This is a genomic window from Vibrio rumoiensis 1S-45 (genome assembly GCF_000286955.2).
GTDB lineage: Bacteria > Pseudomonadota > Gammaproteobacteria > Enterobacterales > Vibrionaceae > Vibrio > Vibrio rumoiensis_A.
Genome location: NZ_AJYK02000024.1, coordinates 25889 through 50700 on the forward strand (window position 1 = coordinate 25889; position 24812 = coordinate 50700).

The following is a 24812-nucleotide window of genomic DNA, read 5'->3' on the forward strand; positions in this document are numbered from 1 at the left end:
TCAGAATAATCTTGCGTCCAAAATGACAAAGTATTGTGAATATCTTGTCATTCAAACGTCAGGTTTTGTTCAGAGAATTTAAAAAAACAAAAAACGGCCAGTAATAAAACAATACTGGCCGCTTAAGAAAGAATAATATTAAATTTAAGGTGTCACAGTGTGGTTTGTGGCAACGCGCCCTTCGACTGGCTTCTTGCTTGTAGCCATACACCACTGGCTTTCATTAAATAACCGAAAACACCACCAATTAATAAAGACGGGATCACTAATTGCCAATTTCCACTGGCCGCAAACGTGGCGCACGCACCAATAAAAGTCCCCGGAATAAAACTCAGCCATTGTTTTTTAGCTTGAATACACATAAAAAAGGACACCATTGCCGTTAACACATAACCAATTATTTCATTGCCAAACCATTGAGAACCATAAATGATCACTAACGCCCAACCTACCCCTGCTAAGTTAGTTAGCAGACTGATTCCAAGCCCTTTAACCCCTTGAGTGGGCGATGCAAAATAACTGGTGCAGCCTAGAAAGCCAGCCCAAGATAATAAGCCTAAAGACACTGCAACCCAGCCCCAAATGCCGGAAAGCAAGCCAGTGGTAAGAGAAATCGCCAGAAGTGTGGACATAATAAAGCCTCGCCGCAGTTGATTGCACTTACAAGCAATCAACTGATAGAAATCAAGCAAGGATACTAAAAGGAAAAGACGAAAAAATAGCAGGCTTAGATCACAAAAAATTTGAAATAAATATTCCAATTACACCAAAATGATAACGCAAGCGATTAACTTAATTCCTAGATAGATCTGATAGTGCAGAGGTAAGAAGCTTGGTTCATCGTGAATATTTACTGGAACCTATTTTCGCCTTTCCCATTGGGTAATAAACACTATCGATGCCATCATGATCGCCGCGCCAATCCATAAATTACCGGTTGGTATCCAACCAAAGACTACCCAACCTAAAAAAACGTTAAATGGCAATTTGGCAAGATCAAAAGGTTGCACAAACGAAGCATCAGCAACGGCATAGGCTTTTACTATCGCCCATTGCGCGAGAGCCGTCATGATCCCAGCCCCAATCAGCAGTATCCAAACTGTCCAACCAGTTGGTGTGGACCATTCTGGCAGCGCCAAAAACAAGTTAAATGGCGTTAATAATAATAGTAAATACACCACCATGGTCGAAGGTGAGTCATTTACCGACATCTTCTTCACCATTAAGGAATAACACGCCCAAAAGAAGGCTGCGCCAACAGGCAGTAAGGTTGCCCAACTAAAAGCATCCGACCACGGCTCTAAAATGATCATCGCACCACCAAAACCGGCTAAGGTTGCCATCCAACGGGCCCAACCGACGTTTTCTTTTAATAGAAGGCCAGAACCTACAGTGGCGAATAAAGGTGAAGTCATGAGTAATGCAATACCCTGCCAAATCGGTACAGGGTACGCTAGCGCCCAGAACCAAAGCTGAATGCCGATTACCGATAAAAAGACTCGGAAAGCATGCCACCAAAAATGTTGGGTATGCAAAGACTTACGAATGCCAAGCGTTTTTAAATACGGCAGAATTGCCACCAGCGCAATGGCGTATTGAAGCAAAGCCACAGTGGTAGAGGGGATGGAAAAGGTAATACTAATGTATTGCGCAATACTATTTACAACCGCAAAAGACAAACCTGCAATCAGCATCCACGATGCACCCAAAACGGGTGAATGGTTGGGCATAGTCAAACATCTCATTAACAAAAAAGTATGCCGATGATAAAGGCTGAGGAATAGGATTGCTATACCCAAAATAGAAACCGCCTATTGCTTGCACGGTTTCTATTTTAACTTGATGTATCGAATAACACTTGAATCAGTTATTTTAAAAAGAAGCGGTTGAATACCTTCAAAGCTAACTTTTTGTTCTTCATAATGAAATGATTACGAGGCAACCAGCTAGGCGTATGAAAAACCGTTTTGGCATGGCTAAAGGTGTGAAAGCCTTCAATGCCATGATAATGCCCAATCCCCGACTGGCCGACCCCTCCAAATGGTGCGTCTTCTGCTCCAACATGCAATACCGTGTCATTAATGGCAACGCCGCCACTATGGGTAGTGCTTGTGACCTTTTGAATAAGCTCTTTGTCTTCCGACATTAAATACAACGCTAAAGGACGCTCACCTCGGTTAATATAGCCAATCACATCATCAATATTTTGATAAGGCATAATAGGTAAAATAGGGCCAAAGATTTCTTCTTGCATTAATGCCATATCATCAGAAATTTCAGTCACCAAATGAGGCAACAAACATCTATCTTGTTGGCTAGTATCCCACTCGACTGTATGGATCTTTGCTCCTTTCTCTTTGGCATCAACAAGGTATTGCTCTAGTCTGTCAAATTGTCGCTGATTAATGATCTGGGTAAACTTGTTCAATTTTTTCTTTTGGGCGTAATACAATTTGAAACGATCTAAGAATAATTGTACAAAATTATCGACCAGATCTTGCGGTACAAAGGCGTAATCGGGTGATACGCAAATTTGACCAGCATTAAGGCATTTACCAAATAAAATGGCATCCACTGCTTTAACTAAATTAGCATCTTGCGCCACGATCACCGGTGATTTTCCACCCAACTCTAAGGTAATTGGCGTTAAAGTATCGGCTGCTGCTTTAGCAACAAAGCGCCCGACAGAAGTTGAACCGGTAAACAGTAAGTGATCAAATGGCAGTTGGCTAAACGCTTGAGCTGTGTCTGCCTCCCCTTCCACAACCTCAACATCGTGCGGTAATACTTTCAAAATATCAGTGATTACACGGTTGGTTTTAGGGGTAAATTCACTCAGTTTAAGCATCACTTTATTGCCAGCTGCAATTGCTGTCACCAAAGGAGCTAAACTTAAAATCACAGGAAAATTCCAAGGTGAAATAATGCCAACCACACCTAAAGGCTGATATTGCACTTTAATTTTAGACGGTGCAAAAACCAAACCAGCATGACGCTTACTCGGTTTCATCCATTGAGTAATATGCTTCAAGCTATAATTAATGTGCGTGACTGTCGGCATAATGTCCGCCATTACAGAATCAAATTCAGAGCGGTAACCAAAATCTTCACTCAAGGCACTGACCAAAGCTTCTCTATGTGACAACAATGATTTTTTAAGTGTGACTAACTTATCCTTTCTCACGTCTGCATTAGGAAAAGGACTGGCATTGAATTCTTTGCGTAATTGGATAAGTTGATTATTTAATGGATTGATATATTCAACCTCGGTCGCCACATTCATCATTATTTCTCCTTCAGCTGTAACTATACCTAAGTGACTTCAAGAGGCAGCGATGGAGTGAATGAACGTAGCCAAAAAACTGCAGCTTCAAGTAAGGAAGATATAACCATATTGTTAGTATTATCAGGAAACCTCAAGCTTTCACGGCAACTATTATTTCAAATTGCCGCAGATCCAACAGTATTGATACTTCACCAGCATATTATTGGTCATTAAACCAGCTCGGCACCATCACATTCAACGATCTTGGTTGAACTCGAATGGTCAACTTTTTGGTTTCATACAACTCACCATCAATCACATATTTAAACGGCTGATCGCTAAATACTTGCACTTCTTTCGCTTGTTTATGAATAAAACCAATCGGCTCTGCGGTAGGTAATAACCCAGATAAAGCCAATTCAGACAAGGACAACAAACGCCCAGTCACACTTTCATGGCTTGGCAGGTAAGTAATATCCATGATGCCGTCTTGTAAATCCGGCTCGCCACCACCTTGCGCTAAGAGCGTAGTAAATGGCGCAGCGTTGGCAATCACTAAACTACTAACTTCTAACGATTCAGGATCATGTTGATCTAATTTCATATTAATATGGAGTGTATCGTTATTGGCAATCGCGCCCCATAACCCCTTCAAATACGCCAGCTGACCGTCATTATTTTTTTCTTCACGCTCTGCATATTCGATCATTTGTTGCTCAAACCCAATTCCTGCCACCAACAACATCAGATCGTCATTACATAAAGCAGTATCAATTTGTGTAATTTCACCATTTAAGATCGCGCCACAAGCGGTTTCTACAGGAATGATTTTATTTTCAATACCATACAGAACATGACAAAGGGCATTGGCTGTTCCTAGAGGCAAAATACCTAACACGGTATCAGTATGAACGATCTGGCTCGCCACTTCTGTTACGGTTCCATCACCTCCACCAGCAATAATGAATGATGCATTGGCTTCCACCGCCTCTTTTGCCCATTGCGTTGCTGAAATATCCGGAGTGGTTTCTCTAAGTTCTACTTGGTATTTTTCTTTTACTTTTTGCAAGATTTCTTCTTTGTATATTCCCCATTTGCCACCACCTGATACTGGATTCACAATCATCCAAACTGTGTTAGTTTTTGAGAAACTAGGCTGATTTTCAATACTTGATTCTTTGGTGGTGTCATTTTTTTTCGTAAACGCTTTTTCTTTATTTAAGGTAGTTAACATGGCCATCTGTTCCTTATTCAAACTTGCTGTACTACGAATGGAGTGAATTTTTTCCATCACATCTTCAATGCTCAACTGTGGGTACCTACGTAACAAATACGCGGCTAAAACAAACACCGACCGCCCACGCCCTAATGCACAATGCACCACCACTTTTTTAGAATCGGCTAATTGCACATCCATCCAATCTAATGCTTTTAATAATTTACGTTTTGAAGGCACTTTGTGGTCTAAAACCGGTAAATTAAAATACTGAAATTCTCGAATCGCTTTGCCACTTTCAAGACCTCTGAATTCAGCTGTAATATCCAAAATGCTACCAATGCCTTGAGCATGTAATTCGTCTAAATCTTTATGAAGTAATCGCCTGGCTAAATAAAGTTGCGGATCAATGCGTTGAATAGGGGCGACTGAATCGTGTTTTCTTGCCCAATAATTATAATAATGCACACCGATAAGAAACGGCGCTAACACCAATTGAATGCCATTAGGGATCACCCCATTGGGACTTTTACGAAATAAATGAGGAAAATTACACCAATAAGCAATACTGACGACTGAAAGGGATAACGCAATCCATGCTAATGGAATCGATAACCAAAAGTTGGGGCAAAGTAATGCCAACACATAAAATAAAATACTTCCTGCAACGTAGTATTTTGTCACTATCATTGAGCCTCCTTCTTTATTCTTTCGATTAGCGGTTCCAACACGACAACATATCGACTGTGTGATACCTAGACTTCAACACCCACGGATCAGTTCTAACTAAGCTTAGGACATAAAATACGTTGGCATTCATAAGATCAACACTTTATTTTTTAATACGTTACACCTTGCCAGTTATTCATCATAACTATATCAATACAATGAAATATTCATGTAAAAACCACTCTACAATAAAAACTTTTTCTACAAAAAAAATTTATCGAAACCATAAATTTATTCTGATTTACTATTTGTATTTTCAATTTATTATCGCCTTGTTCTTCGCAAGAAAGTACCAGTTTAAGCACCGGCATTAGCCGAATTGTGCAAGCCTTCGTTGACGCAAGGTCAATAGGCGTAAGCTGCAAATCTACGAGTACGGGTGACTATTCCCTTCATGCACCCTACTCAGAAAACGTCATATTGAATCTTCAATTATTAAATTAATTTTTATTCAACCTGACTCAAATCAGTTAGACCCCGATGGCGACAATCAGAAGGAAGACTGGCCACAAGCTAGGTTGGTGGGCAATACATTTGGATCATTCGATCCACCATTTTGGACTTTAACATGTCTTTTAAAAATGCTGTGTTAGCTGCATCAATGACGGTGACTACTGTATTCACGTCTGCTGCATTATTTACATCCACAAAAACATTCGCTCAAGATGCGCAAGTGCTTCACGTTTATAACTGGAGTAGCTACATCGCTCCGAATACCATTTCTGATTTTGAAAAAGAAACCGGTATTAAAGTGGTTTATGACGTGTTTGATAGCAATGAAGTATTAGAAGCAAAACTATTAGCAGGTCGTTCTGGCTACGATGTGGTTGTACCTTCCAATAACTTTTTAGCTAAACAAATTCGCGCGGGCGTATTTCAAAAGTTAGATCGCACTCAACTGCCTAACTGGAATAACTTAAGCCCTGAATTGTTAAATGCATTGTCACCAAGTGACCCAGGTAATTTATACGCGATGCCGTATTTATGGGGCACCATTGGTTTTGCTTATAACGTAGATAAAGTGAAGAAGGTTTTAGGTGAAGACGCGCCAGTGAACTCATGGGATTTAGTGTTTAAACCTGAAAACATGGAAAAACTAAAATCGTGTGGCGTTTCATTCTTAGATTCACCCACTGAAATGTTACCAGCAGCGTTGAATTATTTGCAATTAGACACAGGCTCGCAAAAGCCTGATGACATTAAACAAGCCGAAGCGCTGTTCATGTCTATTCGTCCAAATGTGAGTTATTTCCACTCGTCTAAATACATTTCAGATTTAGCGAATGGGGATATTTGTGTGGCTGTGGGCTATTCAAACGATTTGTTTATTGCTCAAGCTCGCGCCAATGAAGCAAGCAATGGCAACAAGATTGAATACGTGATCCCGAAAGAAGGGGCTGGCAGCTATTTCGACATGATGGCTATTCCTGCCGATGCGAAAAATGTGAAAGCCGCACACACGTTTTTGAACTACCTGATGAAACCAGAAGTGATTGCCAATATCACCAATGAAGTCAGTGCAGCAAACGGTAACCATGCCGCGACACCATTTGTGAATGAAGACATTCGCAATAACTCAGGCATTTACCCTGATGACGCGACATTAAAGAATATTTATACGATTAGCGATCTTCCGGCCAAAGTACAACGTGTCATGACACGGACTTGGACCAAGATCAAAACCGGTCGATAAAGCCTAACTAAAGCGTGTACCCGTGATATTGGGTAGCAGCTGATAAGGCGTCCGACTATGGACGCCTTTTTTCTTGAATAAAAAGTAACAGGAATTTAATAGCATGGTTATTACCTCCAGTGCCTATAAAAAAGCGTTAGAGCGCCAATCGAAACCAAAAGAAGTACTGGTGAAGATTGATCGTGTCAGTAAGCAGTTTGACGACACCATTGCCGTCGATAACGTTTCACTTAGCATTAATAAAGGCGAGATCTTTGCTTTGCTTGGTGGCTCTGGATCGGGTAAATCCACCCTATTGCGTATGTTGGCTGGATTTGAAAAGCCAACCGAAGGTCGCATTATTTTGGACGGCGTCGATATTACCGATATGGCGCCTTATGATCGCCCAATTAATATGATGTTTCAGTCGTATGCATTATTCCCACACATGAGCGTGGAACAAAACATCGCGTTTGGCTTGAAGCAAGATTCACTGCCAAAAGAAGAAATAAAAGCACGCGTAGAGGAAATGCTGAAACTGGTGCACATGACGCAATATGCGAAACGTAAACCGCACCAGCTTTCTGGGGGTCAACGTCAGCGTGTGGCTTTGGCTCGCTCATTAGCCAAGCGCCCAAAATTGTTATTGCTCGACGAACCAATGGGCGCACTGGATAAAAAACTGCGCTCACAAATGCAATTAGAATTGGTCGAGATCATTGAACGTGTGGGCGTAACGTGCGTGATGGTAACCCATGATCAAGAAGAAGCGATGACCATGGCGCAACGTGTCGCCATCATGCATTTAGGGTGCATTGAGCAAATCGGTAGCCCGATGGACATTTACGAAACACCCGTCAACCGTTTGGTGTGTGAGTTCATTGGTAACGTGAACTTATTTGATGGCATGTTGGTAGAAGATGAACAAGATCACGCCACCATTGCGTGTGTGGATTTATCGCAACCGATTTATGTCGGGCATGGTATTAGCTCGCAAGCTGAGAACAAAAAAGTGACCTACGCATTGCGCCCTGAAAAGCTCTTGATGAGTACGTCTCTGCCGAATGATTTAGTTCACCCTGACTTCAACTGGACAACGGGCGTGGTGTACGACATTGCGTACTTAGGCGGGCATTCAGTGTATCACATTCAATTGCCGTCTGGAAAAATCGTGCAGGCCTTTATTGCCAACGCAGAACGTCATGGTAAACGCCCAACTTGGGAAGATAACGTGTACTTATTCTGGGAAGACGACAGCGGCGTGGTATTGCAATAACGCTTCATGCGCTCAAGGCATTAACCTAAGCAAAAAAGTCATTACATTAAAGGCATTACGATGAATACAAGCCTATTCAACAAATGGCAAATCGATAAAAAAATTGGCAGAAAGTTAGTCATTGGCATTCCGTTCTTTTGGCTATTTACTTTCTTTTTACTGCCGTTTGTTATCGTATTAAAGATAAGTTTTTCACAAGCAGACGTGGCGATACCGCCATACACAGAATTAGTCAGCTGGGCGGATGAACAAATCACCATCTTACTTAACATGGGTAACTACCTATTGTTGAGTGATGATGCGTTGTATTTAGCGGCTTATCTCAGCTCGCTAAAAATGGCGTTCATTAGCACCTTAGCTTGCTTATTAATTGGCTACCCAATGGCCTATGCGATTTCTAAAGCCAACAAAGAAACGCAGACCATTTTGTTACTTTTGATCATGATGCCAACGTGGACGGCGATTTTAATTCGTGTGTATGCGTGGATGGGGATTTTAAGCAATAACGGCTTATTAAATGGCTTCTTATTGCATTTAGGGGTGATTCACGAACCCTTGCAAATTCTCAATACGGATTTAGCGGTGTACATCGGGATCGTATATTCCTATTTGCCGTTTATGGTGTTGCCACTGTACGCCAACCTAGCAAAGCACGATCAAAGCTTGCTAGAAGCCGCATCGGACTTAGGTTGCCGTAATGTCTCGACTTTCTGGCAAATCACAGTGCCACTGTCGAAAAGCGGCATCATTGCAGGGTGTATGTTGGTGTTTATTCCGGTGGTGGGTGAATTTGTGATCCCAGAATTACTCGGTGGCCCAGATACCTTAATGATCGGTAAAGTGTTATGGCAAGAGTTCTTCAATAACCGTGATTGGCCTGTTGCTGCCGCATTAGCGGTGATCATGCTAGTGGTATTGATGATCCCAATTATTTTCTTTAATCGCACTCAAGCCAAAGCGCTCGAAGGTTAAAGCAAGCAACAATCGTTTTAAGGAAAAACTGAAATGAAACGTTTTGGCTTTGCAAATTTGATGCTGGTTCTAGGGTTAGTTTTCATTTACTTGCCACTGGTCATCATGGTGATTTACTCATTTAACGCTTCCAAACTGGTGACGGTGTGGGGGGGATGGTCAACCCAATGGTATGGCTCATTATGGCAAAACACTCAGTTAATGGGCTCGGTATTTCGTTCATTAGAGATCGCCTTTTACACCGCCATTTCTGCGGTGGCTTTAGGCACTATGGCGGCTTTTGTGTTAACGCGCATTCCACGCTTTCATGGTAAAACCTTATTTGGTGGCATGGTCACCGCGCCATTGGTGATGCCAGAAGTGATCACAGGTTTGTCTTTGTTGCTGCTATTTGTTGCGATGAACAACCTCATCGGTTGGCCAGTCGAGCGCGGTATGATGACCATTTGGATCGCTCACACTACTTTTACCAGTTCGTATGTGGCGATATTAGTGTCTTCCCGCTTGCGTGAGTTGGATATTTCCATGGAAGAAGCGGCAATGGATTTAGGAGCGAAACCTTGGAAGGTGTTCTTTCAAATCACCATACCAATGATCACGCCATCACTGGTTGCCGGTGGCATGATGGCGTTTGCCCTCTCACTGGATGATTTAGTGTTGGCAAGCTTTGTCTCTGGCCCTGGAGCCACCACCCTACCGATGGAGATCTTCTCTTCCGTTCGTCTTGGTGTGAAACCTGAGATCAATGCGATTGCCAGTATCATTTTGTTGTGTGTATCGCTTTTCACCTTCATAACTTGGTTTGTGATGGCAAGAGCTGAAAAACGCCGCAAGAAAGAGATTTACCAAAGCAAGAAGGCGTTTGTGGTCGCTCAATAAGCGCCAACACTCGCAAGCATCAACTAAAACAACCACCTTAAAGGGCATCCATGTGATGCCCTTTTTGCTTTCTTTTAATTTTCACTCCAATACTGCTCTATAAATGAAACCTATTCGATGTTGATCAGGTCTTATAAATGATGACAAACAAAAGAGGTGTTCCATGATCAAACAAGTGGCATTAAGTGGAAGTTGTTATTGGTGCATGGAGGCCATATTTCAGTCACTAAAAGGTATTACTCATGTGAACCAAGGTTGGATCGCTAAAAAAGACCCAACTATCACAGGTTCACATACTTCCAATGAACCGTCTTATCACGAACCTACTTATGAAGCTGTTTTGATCACATACGATCCAAGCATCATTCCGCTTGAGGTGATCATCGACATTCATATTCATACCCACAGCAGTACCCATCAACATGCACTGCGCAGTCGTTATCCAAGCGCGGTGTATGCGTATGACGCAGATGACTTGGTTATGATTGAAACGATACTTCACCAGTTCAAAAAAAGGTTTGAATCGACTCTGCTCACTCAAGCATTCATGGCGGGAAATTTCATACCTTCCAAGCAAAGCATGCAAGATTACTTTTATAGCAATCCTGATAAACCGTTTTGCCAAACGATCATCAGCCCTAAATTACGAAAGTTAATGTCGGAATATGCTTCTTGGGTCGATAACCGTAAAAAAGTTCAGCTAGAAACGTCAGAATTTTAGATATCACATAACAATAAATCAGAATTGTAACTAGACTTAAGATTACAACGAACCGCTTTGCCTAATACGCAAAAGTTTGATAGGTTGGAGGGGTAGTGTTTAGTGTTGATGAAACAAACTAAAGATTCAACAGTCTAAACATTAGGATATCAAATCCGAATTTCGCCTTGTTATTTAAGGCTTTTCAACAGAAGGTATTGTGTATGAAAATAAATATCCAAACGCATCATGTATCCATCAGCGACGACTCACGAGCTGAAATTGAAGGAAAATTCAATAAAATATCTTCTCATTTCCCCGACTTAATTAGCTGCGATATCATCATCACAAAACAGCACAACGAACATCACGTTGAAACCTTCACCAACTATGAAGGCGTTCGTATTTCAGCAAAATCTGAAGATAAAGTGATGTATCCAGCCATTGCCACGGCTGTGAAGAAACTCGAAACCGGGCTTAAAAACCGCAAAGGGCAACTGAAAGCAGAATTGCACGCGACCCCAACCAGCACCAAGCCAGAAATTGCTTCTGATATCATCCAAGAGATGAAACTCGTCGATTAATACCATAGCGACCATTTCACTATTTTATGATGGTATAAAAAAACCGAGCTCTGAATGCTCGGTTTTTTATTAGAGGTCACTTCCCCTGAAAATCAACTTCTTGTTATCATCAGTTTAACCCCTAACGCAATCATTGCTCCGCCCAATACGCGATCAATCCAATGCCCGCATTGCTTAAACTTCTGGTTGATTCTTGGCCGTGAAAGCAGTGTGACAACCAAAGCAAACCACGCAAACTGCAATACCATTATCCACGTACCATAAATGGCAATTTGATACATTGGCATATCAGCCGATAGCACCAAGGTAAAAAGAGACACAAAATAAATCGGGGCTTTTGGGTTCAAAGCATTACATAAAAACCCCAAACCAATCATTTTCTTAGCAGAATGCTTAACCGCTGGTGGCTTCGCTGATTCCTCAGAGCTGGACGCTTTCGCTTTTAACCCCTGCCAACCAAGATAAATTAAATAACTGCCACCGAGTACTTTGATCACCCAGAGCAAATTGGCAGAGTTGGCAATTATCGCCGCCAAACCAAACGCAGAATAAAGAATATGAATCGATAAACCTAGTGCAATACCGACACTACACAACAGACCTGCTTTTTTACCATTTGATATAGTTTGTTGCGAAACCAGTATAAAATCCGGCCCTGGCGAAGCGGCGGCCAGTAAGTGAATAGAGGTAATTAAAACTAATCCGTGCCACAAATCCATAGAAAACTCCTTTCCCATCAATATTTTGTATATAAAAACATCAAATAAACTTATATTCAATTGTTAATTTTTGCTTTTATTAGTCTCAGCTTGAACTGGCTTTACTTTTTGAAAACAATACACAGCGATCACCACCACGACAATACCAACCATAGTAATGCCACTCAACTGTTCACCAAAGATCAAATAATCAAACATAATGGCCAAAAGAGGTATGCAATAAAACAACACACTTACTTGACTGGCACTGCCACGCTTAAGCATATAAAGCAGCAACATCACAGCGCCAACGGAGACCACAATACTCATCCAAAATAATGAAATAAAGAGCTCATTTGTCCACTCAACTTGCCAGTCAGTACATAAGGCAACCACGCTAAATAGCAATAAAGTGAATAAGTTTTGGTAGACCACCATGCTTTCAATATTCATATTGATGCCTTTTTGCTTGATGGTGCCAAAGGTTAACGACATTAAAGCCAACAAAGCAAACAACAAACCTATCACATGTGAAGCATCGATCCCTTTTGCACCTAAAACCGCGATACATAAGCCGATAAAGCCAAGCGCTAACAGAGCATAACCTTGTTTCGACATACTTTCTTTCGCAAGAAATGGTGTAATAAGCGGCTGAAAGCCTAGTATCATGGTAATCAACCCTGGCGATATTCCGGCATCTATCGACAAAATATAAGTACTCAGGTAAGCAAACTGTAAAAAGAAACCTACTTTTAATACCGCAATAATCGACGCTTTATCATGGCGAAATAATTCAAACTTTAATTTGGGTTTAATCACCAGTAGTACAATGGTGGAAAATAGGAAAGTAGCCATTGCTCGTAGGAATAAAAATGTCCAAGGCGAGGCATCCATAAGACCCATTTTTACCATTACCGCCCCGCTACTCCACATTAATAAAAACAGCAAAGGTGCAGCCGTTTCAAAGCGAATAGGTGAGCGTAAATTTTCAATCCTTTGCATTTTTAACCTTCCGAATCCATAACTTTACCCAAGTGAGTTTTCAGTATAAGAATCATTGGTAGATAAAATGTGCTGATCAGACGGTCTTTATGACTAAAGTGATGATTATCGATATGATTTAGGAGACTGGCCAAAAAACTGGCTAAAACGACGAGTAAATGCAGATGGGTTGGAAAAACCGACTTTTTCTCCGATCAATTGCACAGGAAGATCGGTATGCGTTAATAGCGCTTTGGCTTTTTCCATTCGAAGCTGTAACACAAACTGTTGACTAGTTTGGCCTAAATTAGACTTAAATACGGTTTTAAATTGTGTCGGGCTTAAAAAAGACAACTTTGCTAGTCGTTCAACCGACCAGTTTTGACTAATATCTTGCTGTATTTCACTGACGACACTCACAATACGAGGATCGATTCTAAGCTGCGGTCCTTGCTGCTCTAACAGTTGCAATAGCATGCAACACATCACATTCTCTAATTGAGCATCGGTTTTGCTCATTAACTGCAACCCGCAAAACTGCACATAAGCGAGAATCGCTGGAGATAATAAAAACTTTGGAGTTAGACTACGGCACAAACTCGAAGGTAGTTGACTGAGATCTACCACTAAAAAACGTGCAGCTTCATTGGCAGAAAAAGCATGATTCAAACCAGCGTGAATAACGATGGCATCGCCAACACTGACTTTGCCATCAAACTCTCCGACTTGCATTTCAATCACGCCTTGCAATGGCAGTACAATTTGGTGATAGTCATGCTTATGTTGGCGCGATTGACTGATGTAAGAACGAATGGATAACCGATCTCTAATCATAATTGTTCATATTGATTACTTTTTCAGTAAATCTTTCAAGTTAGCAAAAGGATTATGCGTAGCAGCAACATGGTCGTCTTGCCCAGGGGTGATTTCAGCGCCATAGCGATCATGATCGGTGTATTTTGAATGTTCGTGATCGTGACAATAAAGACACAGTAATTCCCAATTACTACCATCTTCTGGATTATTCGTATGATCATGATCTTTATGATGCACGGTTAATTCACGTAGATTTGAATAGACAAATTCACGTGCGCAGTTACCACATATCCAAGGGTAAATTTTTAATGCTTTTTCACGATACCCACTTTCTTTACGTGCATAACCTGCACTGGTTCCATAAAAATCTGATGACATGCTATTTTCCTAATAAATAAATATTGGACCATAATAAAAGGTAGGCACATTAAAAACCATATTTGTTTCAAAATGAACCGATAAGTTCAAGTACAGAATGCCAAACTCTCATCCAATTTTTTAGACAAAAATATGTGTGCAGGAGTGTAGCCACCTTTCAAGCTACTAAGCTAAGAGTAACGATACATTAATCAGAAATGGATACCTTGATACCGCTGATATAACTATCCGTGATGAGTTCAAGTATTTATCATACTCAACCTCATGATTTACACTGTAAACTTAGATTTCAATGTTAATTTTTCATCAAATTTGCCTTTTTAGTATGCGTATGCGGAAAAATCAGGCGTATTATGCTCTAAGAGCAACGACTTCACTTAACTCATGCAATATTTGGGAATAGCAATGAACTCAAAAATTAATATGCCATTCATTTCCCCTGTTACCCTAAATATTATTATTATCTGTATCTTACTTTCGGCTAGCTCGTTTAACATTTGGAATCAGTCAAAAGTTGATGTTCAACAATTAATTTCCACAGTAAAAGAATCAGTCAATTTACTGGGCTCTCGAACCATTGAGAACAAAAATATCTTACAAGATATGCTCAATAATCCGCCAAAAACCTTTAACGATACTGAAGTTCCTATTCATTATTACCCTGAGCGCGACGAATACGGTTTTAACAATACTATCCATAAAGACATTTTATTAAATGGTACGCTTCTTGGTATGGGCAAGCCGCCACAATCATTATTAGAAAAAAACTACTTATTTCCATATTTAGACAGAGCTTGGAGCCGAAGTTCTCCGTTACTGCTCAGTACCGATCAATTTTATACAAGCTATGAATATCATTTCATATATGCGATGAAAAACCGCACCCAAGGAAGAACCAGCTCGCAAAGCTTAGATGTGATTAAACCAAGTCGATATTTTTCAAAAGCCGGTTCGCCAGATATTGCAAAGAAACAATTACAAACAAAGGGTTTTTACATCACCGACTTTTATGGAGATGCCATTGATAGCGCAAAAGTAATGTCTATCGTATCGCCGGTGTATCATAATGGATCACATGTCGGAGATATGGGAATTGATATCCCTAAAAATTATTTCTTAGCCTTAAATAATTTGCCCCCGCTTATTCAAAAGTACGCCAATGTCAGCATTCACTTTAATCAAGACTCTGATCCTCTTTACTTTACTCACAAAGAGCAAGCAAGTAGCGCTGTTTTATTTCGAAAAAAATTTCATGTGAGTAATCTGGCAACCATTTATTTATCCATTCCACCTGCCTTCATCTTACATAGCTTATGGGATAAATTACCGGTTATTGCTCTATTATTATTCTTGTTTAACCTGTTGTATTTCAATATCGCAAAAAGTAAAAAAGAAAAATATATCCTACACACGCAAACCATTACGGATGATTTAACCGGCATATTTAACCGAAGAATCATTGATCAAGTGTTATCTGAAATAGAATATTCCGAAAATAATAAAAACGCATTCACTTTGGTGGTGTTGGATGCGGATAAATTTAAAGATATTAATGATTATCATGGGCATCTCATTGGAGATGAAGCCCTCAAGCACATTGCCGATACCTTAAAGGACAATACCCGCAAGAATGACCTTTGCATACGAATGGGAGGCGATGAGTTTTGTGTCGTTTTATTTAATACCCCACAAGTAGATGCGGAAAAAGTCGCCCATAGCTTAAAAGATAAAATCGACAACACACCGATTAATCAAGATGGCATTATGGTAAAAATTTCTTATGGTATTAGCCAGCAACAAGGAAATGAGAGTTTTGATGAAACTTATAAGCGCGCAGATATGGCGCTTTATAAAAATAAAAAAGAGAATAATAGCGAGGACAACACCTAAACCTTGATTAATCTGGGACGGTAATGATGCCAAGGTTCTCTAGTAATTGTTCTTGTTGCCATTGACAAATCATGACACCTTTTAAGCTCACAGCCCGGATATCTAAACCATTTAACTCTACATGCGACAAGTTGCATTGCTGAAATCGAGCTTGCTGCCAGTGTTCTTCTGAAAATTCACCTCGGCTGAGATCAGAGCCTTCAAAAGTAACACCTTGCAAGTTTGCCCCTCGCCAGCGGTTTTCAAACAAATCACATTTTTCTAATTTTTGATTTTCTAAATTAGCATAAGACAAGTCGCAGTTGGTGATGAAAGCAGAGCAAAAATAAGTATTATGTGTAATGAAATTGGCAAACTGAGTACGAATGAAGCTCGCTCCTTTCAAGTGACAATGGCGCATTTCCATTCCAAAAGCAGTGGCTCCATCAAAATTAGCCATACTCAAATTACAGCCTTGAAAGCTGGCATCTTTCAACTTGGCATAACCAAAGTTACACCCCATCACATCTCCACTTTCAATAAAAACACAGTCGATAAATTTTGTATCTGTTAAATCACTTCGAGAAAAATCACATTGATAAAAATGGCAATTTTGAAAAACTTCCCCACTGAGATCTTGGTTAGAAAAATCATGACCGACATACTTATGTCTTGAGTTTTGGTTACTCATATTTCACTCTTAAACAAATTTTTGGCACAAAAAAGCCGCAACAGGTGCGGCTTTTTTTAATTCTTTATAAGTACTTAATTATAGTACTTCAACGTTTGCAGCTTGAGGGCCTTTTTGACCTTGCTCAACTTCAAACGCAACTTTTTGGCCTTCAGCTAGAGTGCGGAAACCTTCACCAGTGATAGCACGGAAGTGAACGAATACGTCTGCACCGCCATTCTCTTGAGTGATGAAACCGAAACCTTTCTCTTCGTTAAACCACTTAACTGTACCAGTTGTCTTAGACATGGGTAAATCCTATAAATATTTTCTACTAATCAATTACGCTTGTTGCGTGTTATAGCCGGAATAGAGTTACTTAAGTGAGGATACTTCTAAAGGAAACACTTCATGACACTTAACTGGTATAGCAGGTGTTGCGAAGACTTCTAAAGCAAATTTCAAATAAATAGGTCCATCTCAGGCCTGATTTAAAGATACTCGGGTTTTTCGCGGTTGTATAGGGATATTTTAAAAAACTTGATCTAAGTTGTTTAATTTATTTTCATAGGTTCAAACACTTTATCTAACTCTTTATTTTCAATAATAAAGTTCGAATTAGACGCCTATACGTAAAGGCCTCCACAAATGTGTGGAGGCCTTATTTCAGCTTATATTTACATCAAATTAATTAATCTAATTCAACTAATTGACGTTTGTATTTTTGGTGTTGTTTCGACAATTCATCACTCGCTCCACCAGTAAGCATACTTACCGCGACGATAGAAATGGTAGATAGAATGACCCCAGGTACAATTTCATAAATATCAAAAATACCACCGGTTAACTGCTTCCAAATCACAATAGTGATACCACCAACCAAAATACCGGCTAATGCACCATTACGGTTCATATTAGACCAATACAAGCTTAAGACGATTGCAGGACCAAACGCGGCACCAAAGCCAGCCCATGCGTATGATACTAGCCCTAATACTGAGCTTTCTGGATTCATCGCCAGCATTAAGGCCAGCATAGAAACACCCACGACCGCAATACGCCCAACAACAACCACTTGCTCCGGTGTTGCATCTTGCTTAAACACTTGCTTATAAAAGTCTTCTGCTAAAGCTGATGAAGAAACCAATAACTGAGAATCCGCAGTACTCATGATCGCCGCTAAAATAGCCGCCAGCAAAATACCAGCCATCACTGGGTGGAAAACCGCATTCACTAAAATCATGAAAATTTTCTCGCCATCAGTCACTTCAAGTGTTGGATGACCTGTGACGTAGATCAAACCGACTAAACCAACAAGAATGGCACCAGCCATTGATAAAGCCGTCCAAATCACTGCAATACGACGAGCAGCAGTCAAATCTTTATTGCTACGGGTTGCTTTAAAACGCGCCAAAATATGTGGTTGACCAAAATAACCTAAACCCCATGCCACTAACGAAATGATCGCAATAGCCGTCATAGGCTCACCTTTGGCATTGGTCCACATATTCATTAGTTCAGGATTAATATTAGTAATGTCGATATCCACTTGCGCAAAACCACCATTCATTGCAGCAATTGGCACAATAAGTAGCGCAGCTGACATCAACAAACCTTGCACTAAATCGGTCCATGCGACGGCAAGGAAGCCACCAAATATGGTATATGAAATAACGCAAACTGTTCCTATCACTACCGCAATTTTGTAATCAAGCCCGAATACAGTTTCAAATAATTTACCACCGGCAACCAAACCAGAACTGGTATAAAACAAGAAGAATAACAAAATGAAGAATGCTGAAATGGTCTGAATCAACTTAGATTTATCAAGAAATCGTTTTGCTAAGAAATCAGGAATAGTAATGGCATCGGTTGTAATACTGTATGTACGTAAACGTTTAGCACTCACTAGCCAGTTCAGCCAAGTACCGACTAAAAGACCGCCACAAATCCATGTTGCCTCTAAGCCCGCAGCGTAGGCATAACCTGGAACCCCAAGTAATAACCACCCACTCATATCAGAAGCCCCTGCCGATAAAGCAGCCGGCCATGGACCAAGTGTACGCCCCCCTAGAAAATAATCGGTAGAACTGGAAGGGCGTTTGTATGCGTAGTAGCCAATAGCAAGCATCAATACTAGGTACGCAATAAATGTGCTGGTAATAGCAAAGCTATTCTCAATCATAATAAGCCCTTTTTAATTATGACCCTCCTATCCCGGAGGGTTATTTTTGTTTCATTTGGTGTTAATTCTAAGTGTAGACATTCTGACTACGCCATCAAACACTTAGTGCTGATTACCTAATTCAAGTAACGTGGCATTGCCACCTACTGCGGTAATATTTATGGTACGAGTGCGTTCGGTGATAAACCTAAGTACCAAAGATGGGTCATGCGCTAAAGTAAGACCATACCCATCTAATGTTGAATCAAACGTTTCCGCCACAAAAGGCACAATGACGCCTTCCGTTTCCGCGAGTAAACGGTTAATTAACATTTGAGTTGTGTTGCTACCAACTAAAGCAGCAACACGAATATCGGATTTAATAACAGCCTGATAAGAATCATAAGCCACGATTTGCACTAAATGAGCAGGCAGAACCGTCGATATTGCCGATTCGATCACTCGACTTAAATCCAAGTCATCACAGCAAATCACCACACTATTACCTGCAATTAAGGCTGTCGTTAGCATGGCAAATACCGCTGTCCAAGGTGAGCCATTCTCTATGATCAATACGCAAACACCCCGGCCTGCGCAATACAACTCATTGGTTTCACCAGTAGGCCCCGGCATCAACCTTGGTTGTGCTAAGTAATCATCGGCTTGAAGTAAATGATACTTGATTACCGAACTTAATTCAGGTTGTTCCTGACTCAAATTGCGCCAAACGGATAGTAAACACTCACTTTTAAATGTGTATTCGGTTAAATTCCACTGCTCCCATGCCGTCATTGCATCAAAAACCGTCACTTCAGAAAAACGTGTAATAGGTTGCATACAATACCCTCCTAGGCTGTTGGCTGCGCTGCATGAGTAGCAGAAAGATTCACTTGAGAAAAACGATAGAGGTAATGTGGTCCACCTGCCTTTGGCCCGGTACCCGATAACCCTTGCCCACCAAATGGTTGAACACCAACCACAGCGCCTACTTGGTCACGGTTAATGTAACAATTACCAACCCGGGCTTGTTTCTCAATCCAACGATAAGTCGTTTCGTTACGGCTATGGATTCCCATCGTTAATCCAAAGCCTGTTTTATTGATGTCTTGAACGACTTTCGCTAACTCATTCGCTTTAAAACGGATAACGTGCAAAATAGGTCCAAACTTCTCTTCCTTCAACACACTGATATCATTAATTTCTATCGCTGTTGGTGGAACAAAGTCCCCAGCCTGACACTCAGCCTCTAAAGACAATTGATTAATGATTTTCTGCGATTTTTTCATCTCATCAATATGCGCCAGTAATTTTTCTTTTGCCGCTAAATCAATGACAGGGCCAACATCCGTTCGATGCAAATAAGGCAATCCAACTGAAAGCTCATTCATGCCGCCTTTGATTAATTCAATAATACGCTCAGCAATATCTTCTTGAACATACAGCACTCGAAGTGCAGAGCAACGCTGTCCCGCCGAAGCAAAAGCTGAGCGCAATACATCACGTACAACTTGTTCAGGCAACGCGGTACTATCAACAATCATGGCATTTTGACCACCCGTTTCGGCAATAAATGGTACCGGCTCGGCATCGCGTAGCGCCAATGTATGATTAATGCGTTGTGCAGTTGGTGTTGATCCTGTAAAGGCGACCCCCGCGATCGCAGGATGCGAGGTTAATGCTTGACCAATTAACGCACCATTACCTGTAAGTAATTGAATTGCGCCACTAGGAAAACCAGCCTCTAGCATGAGCTCTACAGCGCGAGCAGCAATAAGACTGGTTTGCTCAGCCGGTTTCGCAATCACAGTGTTACCACTGACAAGAGCGGCGGTAATTTGACCTAAGAATATCGCTAATGGGAAATTCCAAGGGCTGATGCACACAAACACCCCTCTCCCCTCTCGGCTAATCAACCGCTCAACACCATCAAACCCTAGCATTGATTTCACATCAAAAACTGAATCTTGCTTAGCGTAGAATCGACAAAAATCGACGGCTTCTCTCACTTCATCAATACTATCGTGAATCGTTTTACCCGCCTCTTTATGACAAAGCGCGACCAATTCCGCCAAATGATCTTCGAGAAGATCCGCCAAACGGTCTAATTTGCTGGCTCGAGCACTAAATTCAGCCCTGTTCCATTCATGGAAGCATGCTTGAGCCACCTCAATTGCCTCGGAAACATGATCAAGGGTTGAAAACACCACAGATCCAACTTGGATCTTCCTATCATAAGGGGCAGAGACGCGTTCGATGTGTGCATTACTCACAGAATCAGCCTTGATCATGCTTTCGTAAGAACGTTGACCATTAATAATTGGACCGGCTTGCCATGTTTTCGTAAGCCATTGATTCACTTTCTCTTCAAAAGGTTGATTTTCACTCTGAATATCCACATTGACCCCATAAGCATTCTTTCTTTCAGGAAATACTTGTGGAGGCAGTGGAATAGCGGTGTTATTGAAATGCGCTTGTGCCAATAACGTATCAACAGGGTGCTGATTTAAGGTTTCAATCGGACAACGTGCATCAACTAAGCGATGAACAAACGAACTGTTCGCACCATTTTCCAATAAACGACGCACGAGATAAGGTAATAAATCTTTATGGCTACCAACAGGTGCATAAATACGAACGGATTGACCAAACTTCACCATTGCATGTTCATACAATGAATCTCCCATGCCATGTAAACGTTGGAATTCATAATCCGTATGAGAAGCCATATTCGCAATAGAGGTCACCGTATGGGCGTTGTGGCTAGCAAATTGAGGGAATATATTGCCATGGACTTGATCGCTTAATAAAAAACGTGCACAAGCTAAATAAGCAACATCGGTAGATTCTTTGCGAGTATAAACTGGGTAATTCGAGTAACCCGCTTGCTGTGACCATTTAATTTCACTGTCCCAATACGCCCCTTTCACTAAACGTAGAGGAATAAGATCGCCTTGTTCTTTCGCTAGCGCATTTAGCCAAACCAAAACTGGCAACGCTCGTTTTGAATAGGCTTGGATCACTAAACCAAACTTGCCCCACCCTTTTACCGCTTCACTGCGATACAGCTTTTCAAATAGTTCTAACGACAGTTCTAACCGATCCGCTTCTTCTGCATCTATCGTTAACGCCACACCAACTTGTCTCGCTTGAGTGATAAGTTTCTCAACAGAAGCATATAGCTGTGTAAGGACTCGTTCTTTATTGGCGACTTCATATCGTGGATGCAAAGCTGAAAGCTTAATTGAGACCGATGGCGCCGGGCTAATAGAATGGTCAAAGTGATCATTCCCCACCGCAGTGATCGCCATTAAGTAATCATCAAAATACTTTTGCGCATCCTTAGTGGTTAATGCAGCTTCACCGAGCATGTCATAAGAATAGGTATAGCCTTTCTCGCGCATGCTTTTGCCATTCTTCTGAGCTTCTTTGATGCTTCGACCTAGCACAAATTGATGCCCCATTATTTTCATGGCTTGATGCATCGCCTTACGTATCACAGGCTCAGACATCTTATTAACTAAACGATTTAACCCTTGAGTTGGGCTTTGCGCTTGAGATTCTTTTAAGCCAACCACTTTACCGGTTAGCATTAATCCCCAAGTCGACGCATTCACAAAAACAGAATCTGAGTTCTTTAGGTGGGATTTCCAATCCGCCACGCTTAGCTTGTCACGAATCAATGCATCTGCGGTAGCAGAATCAGGAATACGCATTAAAGCTTCCGCTAAGCACATCAGCAAAATACCTTCATGTGTATCAAGACTGTATTCAAGTAATAAGGCATCAATCATTTGAACCGATTTTTTATCGGCACGAATGGCTTTAATTAAATCACTGGTTTGGTTCTCTATTGCCTGTTTTTCATCTTGGCTTGGCGTTGCCAGCGGCAATAGTTGTTTTAACCAAACGGATTCATCCACCATATACAAAGGTGAAATTAAAGACCAAAGCTGAGCCAAAGGCTGTTGATTAAATTCCGTACTCAACACATCTGTTGCTGTAAACATGCATCTTCCTCACATACAAATCGGAACAATAACGAATATTGTTTAAAGTGTAGTGGCAAATACATATTTATAATTGATAGAAACTCCGCTTCATTTGTTTAAAAATCGTTTTAATAACAAAAATCCAACATGATCACATATTATTAAAAGAATAAGAAAAGAAAAATTATTGGTGCTGCTTACGATATTGAGAGGGAGAAACCTCTACTAAACGGGTAAATGTATGCGTAAAAACACTTTGATCAGAAAAACCAATTAATTCAGAAATATGCCCTAAGCTATATTGGCCTTCTTTAATTAACGTCTTCGCCACTTCAATTCGCTTATTAAGGACATACTGATGAGGCGTCATATTCACTTGCGCTTTGAACACTAAATGAAATTGGCTTTCACCAAGAAAAACACAAGCAGCAAGATCCGATACAGTAATTTTACTGGCCAAATGTTGGTGAATGTAACGATCCAGTAAATCCATATTTAAACGGTTACCCTTTTTAAATACTTCAAACTTTTTAATATGTCGGTGTAGTAATGCGATAATCGTATCCTGACAAGCTCGACATAACAACAAATCATCAGGGCTTGACTTGATTTCTTGAACCAACATTTTAACTAGCTGTTGTATTTGAAAATCCAATTGAAAATAGACTTCTTCTGCAAGTAGCTCATCGAGTAAATGGGATACTTGAGAATCTTGTTCGCGCCAATTAAGAAAATTCAAAACCAAAATATCGGATGTGCCAATACCACCAAAACTGTGTTCGGATGACGCTCTTACGATACAGCCTTGCCCTGGGCCAATAAGATTCACCTCACCTTCTACGTCAAATTCAGCACGCCCCGTTAAACCGATGACGATTTGGGTATAGTCATGGTGATGCCTATTCATATAACTTGGCAAAGTAATGACTTGAGCAGGCTTAGGAGGATAGTGATGAAAGTCGACAGATTTAATCATAGGTTGGTTCACAGTCCTTTGGATATCTTTACTTAGATTATCAGTATAGACAACGTCGGTCACTTGATCATTCTTCCAGAACGATGATCAAGTAGTATTAAATTACGGAAGAAGTCATTTCAATAAAAGAAGAGTATAAAGAACTGAGTCAATAGAGGATTTGGCGAGTTACGAATAATTGACTATTGGTAGTAGTGATCGAATTAAATGGGGTGACATTAATATCAACACTAAGCCAATTATCCGTAACTCAGGTATTAGTTTAACTTTATTCAGCTACGGTGCTAGTCGGGAAATGTCCCAATCTTCCTCAGAATTTTCTGATTTAACGTATATAAAGCGATCGTGCAAACGATGCTCCCCACCCTGCCAAAATTCGATGCTTTCAACTTTGATACGATACCCACCCCAAAAAGTCGGTACTGGAATCTCACCTTCTGCAAACTTGGCTTTTAATTCCATATACTTTCCTTCCAAAATGCTACGAGCTGAGATGCGGTTACTTTGTTTGCTCGCCCAAGCAGCCAGTTGGCTTTCTTTAGGTCGTGAAGTGAAGTATTTCATATTTTCCATTGCCGATAATTTCTCGACCGTGCCGGTGACATGCACTTGTCGCTCTAAAGTGTGCCATGGGAAATGTAAACTGATTTTATTGTTGTGTTGTAAGTGTTGAGCTTTGCGGCTGCCAAGGTTGGTATAAAAAACAAAGCCACTATCATCCACATTTTTTAATAACACGATGCGTTGAAATGGTTGACCGTGCTCATCGACAGTAGCTACTGTCATAGCGGTAGGATCGGCTAAACCAGCTTGAATCGCTTGTTCTAACCATAGATTAAATTGCTCTATTGGGTTAGCGACAAGCTCTGAACGTTTAAGTCCATTTAATGAATATTCACGGCGAATATCTGAAAGTTTCATTCTACAATTCCCTAATTACGTTTCATTAATTTTGCGCTTATCCATTTCACAAGACAA

At 40.7% G+C, this 24812-nt stretch carries 22 protein-coding genes; 7 read left to right on the plus strand and 15 right to left on the minus strand.

What is annotated here, in order from left to right; genetic code table 11:
* Nucleotides 1-152: 152 nt before the first annotated feature.
* The 4 genes from A1QC_RS03355 to A1QC_RS03370 all read right to left on the minus strand — a co-directional run bounded on the left by A1QC_RS03355 (nt 153) and on the right by A1QC_RS03370 (nt 5171).
* Nucleotides 153-632, minus strand: a complete 480-nt coding sequence (locus A1QC_RS03355) for a DUF1097 domain-containing protein (RefSeq protein ID WP_017025458.1) — start codon at nt 630-632, stop codon at nt 153-155.
* Between the two features lie 228 nt (nt 633-860).
* Complete coding sequence (locus tag A1QC_RS03360) at nt 861-1730, minus strand: DMT family transporter (protein ID WP_017025459.1); 870 nt, start codon at nt 1728-1730, stop codon at nt 861-863.
* Between the two features lie 137 nt (nt 1731-1867).
* A complete protein-coding gene (locus A1QC_RS03365; RefSeq protein ID WP_026025859.1) occupies nt 1868-3283 on the minus strand; it encodes a coniferyl aldehyde dehydrogenase in 1416 nt (471 codons plus the stop codon).
* 202 nt (nt 3284-3485) lie between these two features.
* Nucleotides 3486-5171, minus strand: coding sequence for a diacylglycerol kinase family protein (locus A1QC_RS03370; RefSeq protein WP_017025461.1), 1686 nt, complete (start codon nt 5169-5171; stop codon nt 3486-3488).
* Between the two features lie 607 nt (nt 5172-5778).
* Here A1QC_RS03370 and A1QC_RS03375 point away from each other — a divergent pair.
* The 6 genes from A1QC_RS03375 to hpf all read left to right on the plus strand — a co-directional run bounded on the left by A1QC_RS03375 (nt 5779) and on the right by hpf (nt 11293).
* Nucleotides 5779-6903, plus strand: coding sequence for a polyamine ABC transporter substrate-binding protein (locus A1QC_RS03375; RefSeq protein WP_017025462.1), 1125 nt, complete (start codon nt 5779-5781; stop codon nt 6901-6903).
* 103 nt (nt 6904-7006) lie between these two features.
* Entirely contained in the window at nt 7007-8158 is a 1152-nt protein-coding gene (potA, locus tag A1QC_RS03380) for a polyamine ABC transporter ATP-binding protein (protein ID WP_017025463.1), read from the plus strand.
* A gap of 60 nt (nt 8159-8218) precedes the next feature.
* Nucleotides 8219-9130 (plus strand): ABC transporter permease subunit, encoded by a 912-nt coding sequence (locus A1QC_RS03385; RefSeq protein WP_017025464.1) that lies wholly within the window; start codon nt 8219-8221, stop codon nt 9128-9130.
* A 33-nt stretch (nt 9131-9163) separates the two neighbouring features.
* Complete coding sequence (locus tag A1QC_RS03390) at nt 9164-10009, plus strand: ABC transporter permease subunit (RefSeq protein ID WP_017025465.1); 846 nt, start codon at nt 9164-9166, stop codon at nt 10007-10009.
* Between the two features lie 163 nt (nt 10010-10172).
* Nucleotides 10173-10730, plus strand: a complete 558-nt coding sequence (locus A1QC_RS03395) for a peptide-methionine (S)-S-oxide reductase (RefSeq protein WP_017025466.1) — start codon at nt 10173-10175, stop codon at nt 10728-10730.
* 203 nt (nt 10731-10933) lie between these two features.
* Nucleotides 10934-11293 (plus strand): ribosome hibernation-promoting factor, HPF/YfiA family, encoded by a 360-nt coding sequence (hpf, locus tag A1QC_RS03400; RefSeq protein ID WP_017025467.1) that lies wholly within the window; start codon nt 10934-10936, stop codon nt 11291-11293.
* A gap of 92 nt (nt 11294-11385) precedes the next feature.
* On the opposite strand, the gene A1QC_RS03405 is transcribed toward hpf, so the two are convergent.
* From A1QC_RS03405 to A1QC_RS03420, 4 genes are all read right to left on the minus strand, one after another.
* Nucleotides 11386-12012 (minus strand): LysE family translocator, encoded by a 627-nt coding sequence (locus A1QC_RS03405; RefSeq protein WP_017025468.1) that lies wholly within the window; start codon nt 12010-12012, stop codon nt 11386-11388.
* Between the two features lie 63 nt (nt 12013-12075).
* A complete protein-coding gene (locus tag A1QC_RS03410; RefSeq protein ID WP_017025469.1) occupies nt 12076-12993 on the minus strand; it encodes a DMT family transporter in 918 nt (305 codons plus the stop codon).
* A 105-nt stretch (nt 12994-13098) separates the two neighbouring features.
* Nucleotides 13099-13806, minus strand: coding sequence for an AraC family transcriptional regulator (locus A1QC_RS03415; protein WP_017025470.1), 708 nt, complete (start codon nt 13804-13806; stop codon nt 13099-13101).
* Nucleotides 13807-13821: 15 nt separating this feature from the next.
* Nucleotides 13822-14166 (minus strand): YajD family HNH nuclease, encoded by a 345-nt coding sequence (locus tag A1QC_RS03420; protein ID WP_017025471.1) that lies wholly within the window; start codon nt 14164-14166, stop codon nt 13822-13824.
* A 405-nt stretch (nt 14167-14571) separates the two neighbouring features.
* Here A1QC_RS03420 and A1QC_RS03425 point away from each other — a divergent pair, with 405 nt between their 5' ends.
* Entirely contained in the window at nt 14572-16056 is a 1485-nt protein-coding gene (locus A1QC_RS03425; RefSeq protein ID WP_017025472.1) for a GGDEF domain-containing protein, read from the plus strand.
* A gap of 7 nt (nt 16057-16063) precedes the next feature.
* On the opposite strand, the gene A1QC_RS03430 is transcribed toward A1QC_RS03425, so the two are convergent.
* From A1QC_RS03430 to pdxH, 7 genes are all read right to left on the minus strand, one after another.
* Nucleotides 16064-16726, minus strand: a complete 663-nt coding sequence (locus A1QC_RS03430; RefSeq protein WP_017025473.1) for a Qnr family pentapeptide repeat protein — start codon at nt 16724-16726, stop codon at nt 16064-16066.
* Nucleotides 16727-16804: 78 nt separating this feature from the next.
* On the minus strand, nt 16805-17014 hold the full coding sequence (cspE, locus tag A1QC_RS03435; RefSeq protein WP_017025474.1) for a transcription antiterminator/RNA stability regulator CspE: 210 nt from the start codon (nt 17012-17014) through the stop codon (nt 16805-16807).
* 382 nt (nt 17015-17396) lie between these two features.
* A complete protein-coding gene (gene putP, locus A1QC_RS03440; protein ID WP_017025475.1) occupies nt 17397-18890 on the minus strand; it encodes a sodium/proline symporter PutP in 1494 nt (497 codons plus the stop codon).
* A gap of 102 nt (nt 18891-18992) precedes the next feature.
* A complete protein-coding gene (locus A1QC_RS03445) occupies nt 18993-19706 on the minus strand; it encodes an aldehyde dehydrogenase family protein (RefSeq protein ID WP_017025476.1) in 714 nt (237 codons plus the stop codon).
* Between the two features lie 11 nt (nt 19707-19717).
* Nucleotides 19718-22876, minus strand: coding sequence for a bifunctional proline dehydrogenase/L-glutamate gamma-semialdehyde dehydrogenase PutA (putA, locus tag A1QC_RS03450; RefSeq protein WP_017025477.1), 3159 nt, complete (start codon nt 22874-22876; stop codon nt 19718-19720).
* Nucleotides 22877-23042: 166 nt separating this feature from the next.
* Nucleotides 23043-23834, minus strand: coding sequence for a helix-turn-helix transcriptional regulator (locus A1QC_RS03455; RefSeq protein ID WP_017025478.1), 792 nt, complete (start codon nt 23832-23834; stop codon nt 23043-23045).
* A gap of 276 nt (nt 23835-24110) precedes the next feature.
* On the minus strand, nt 24111-24755 hold the full coding sequence (pdxH, locus tag A1QC_RS03460) for a pyridoxamine 5'-phosphate oxidase (RefSeq protein WP_017025479.1): 645 nt from the start codon (nt 24753-24755) through the stop codon (nt 24111-24113).
* Between the last annotated feature and the right edge of the window lie 57 nt (nt 24756-24812).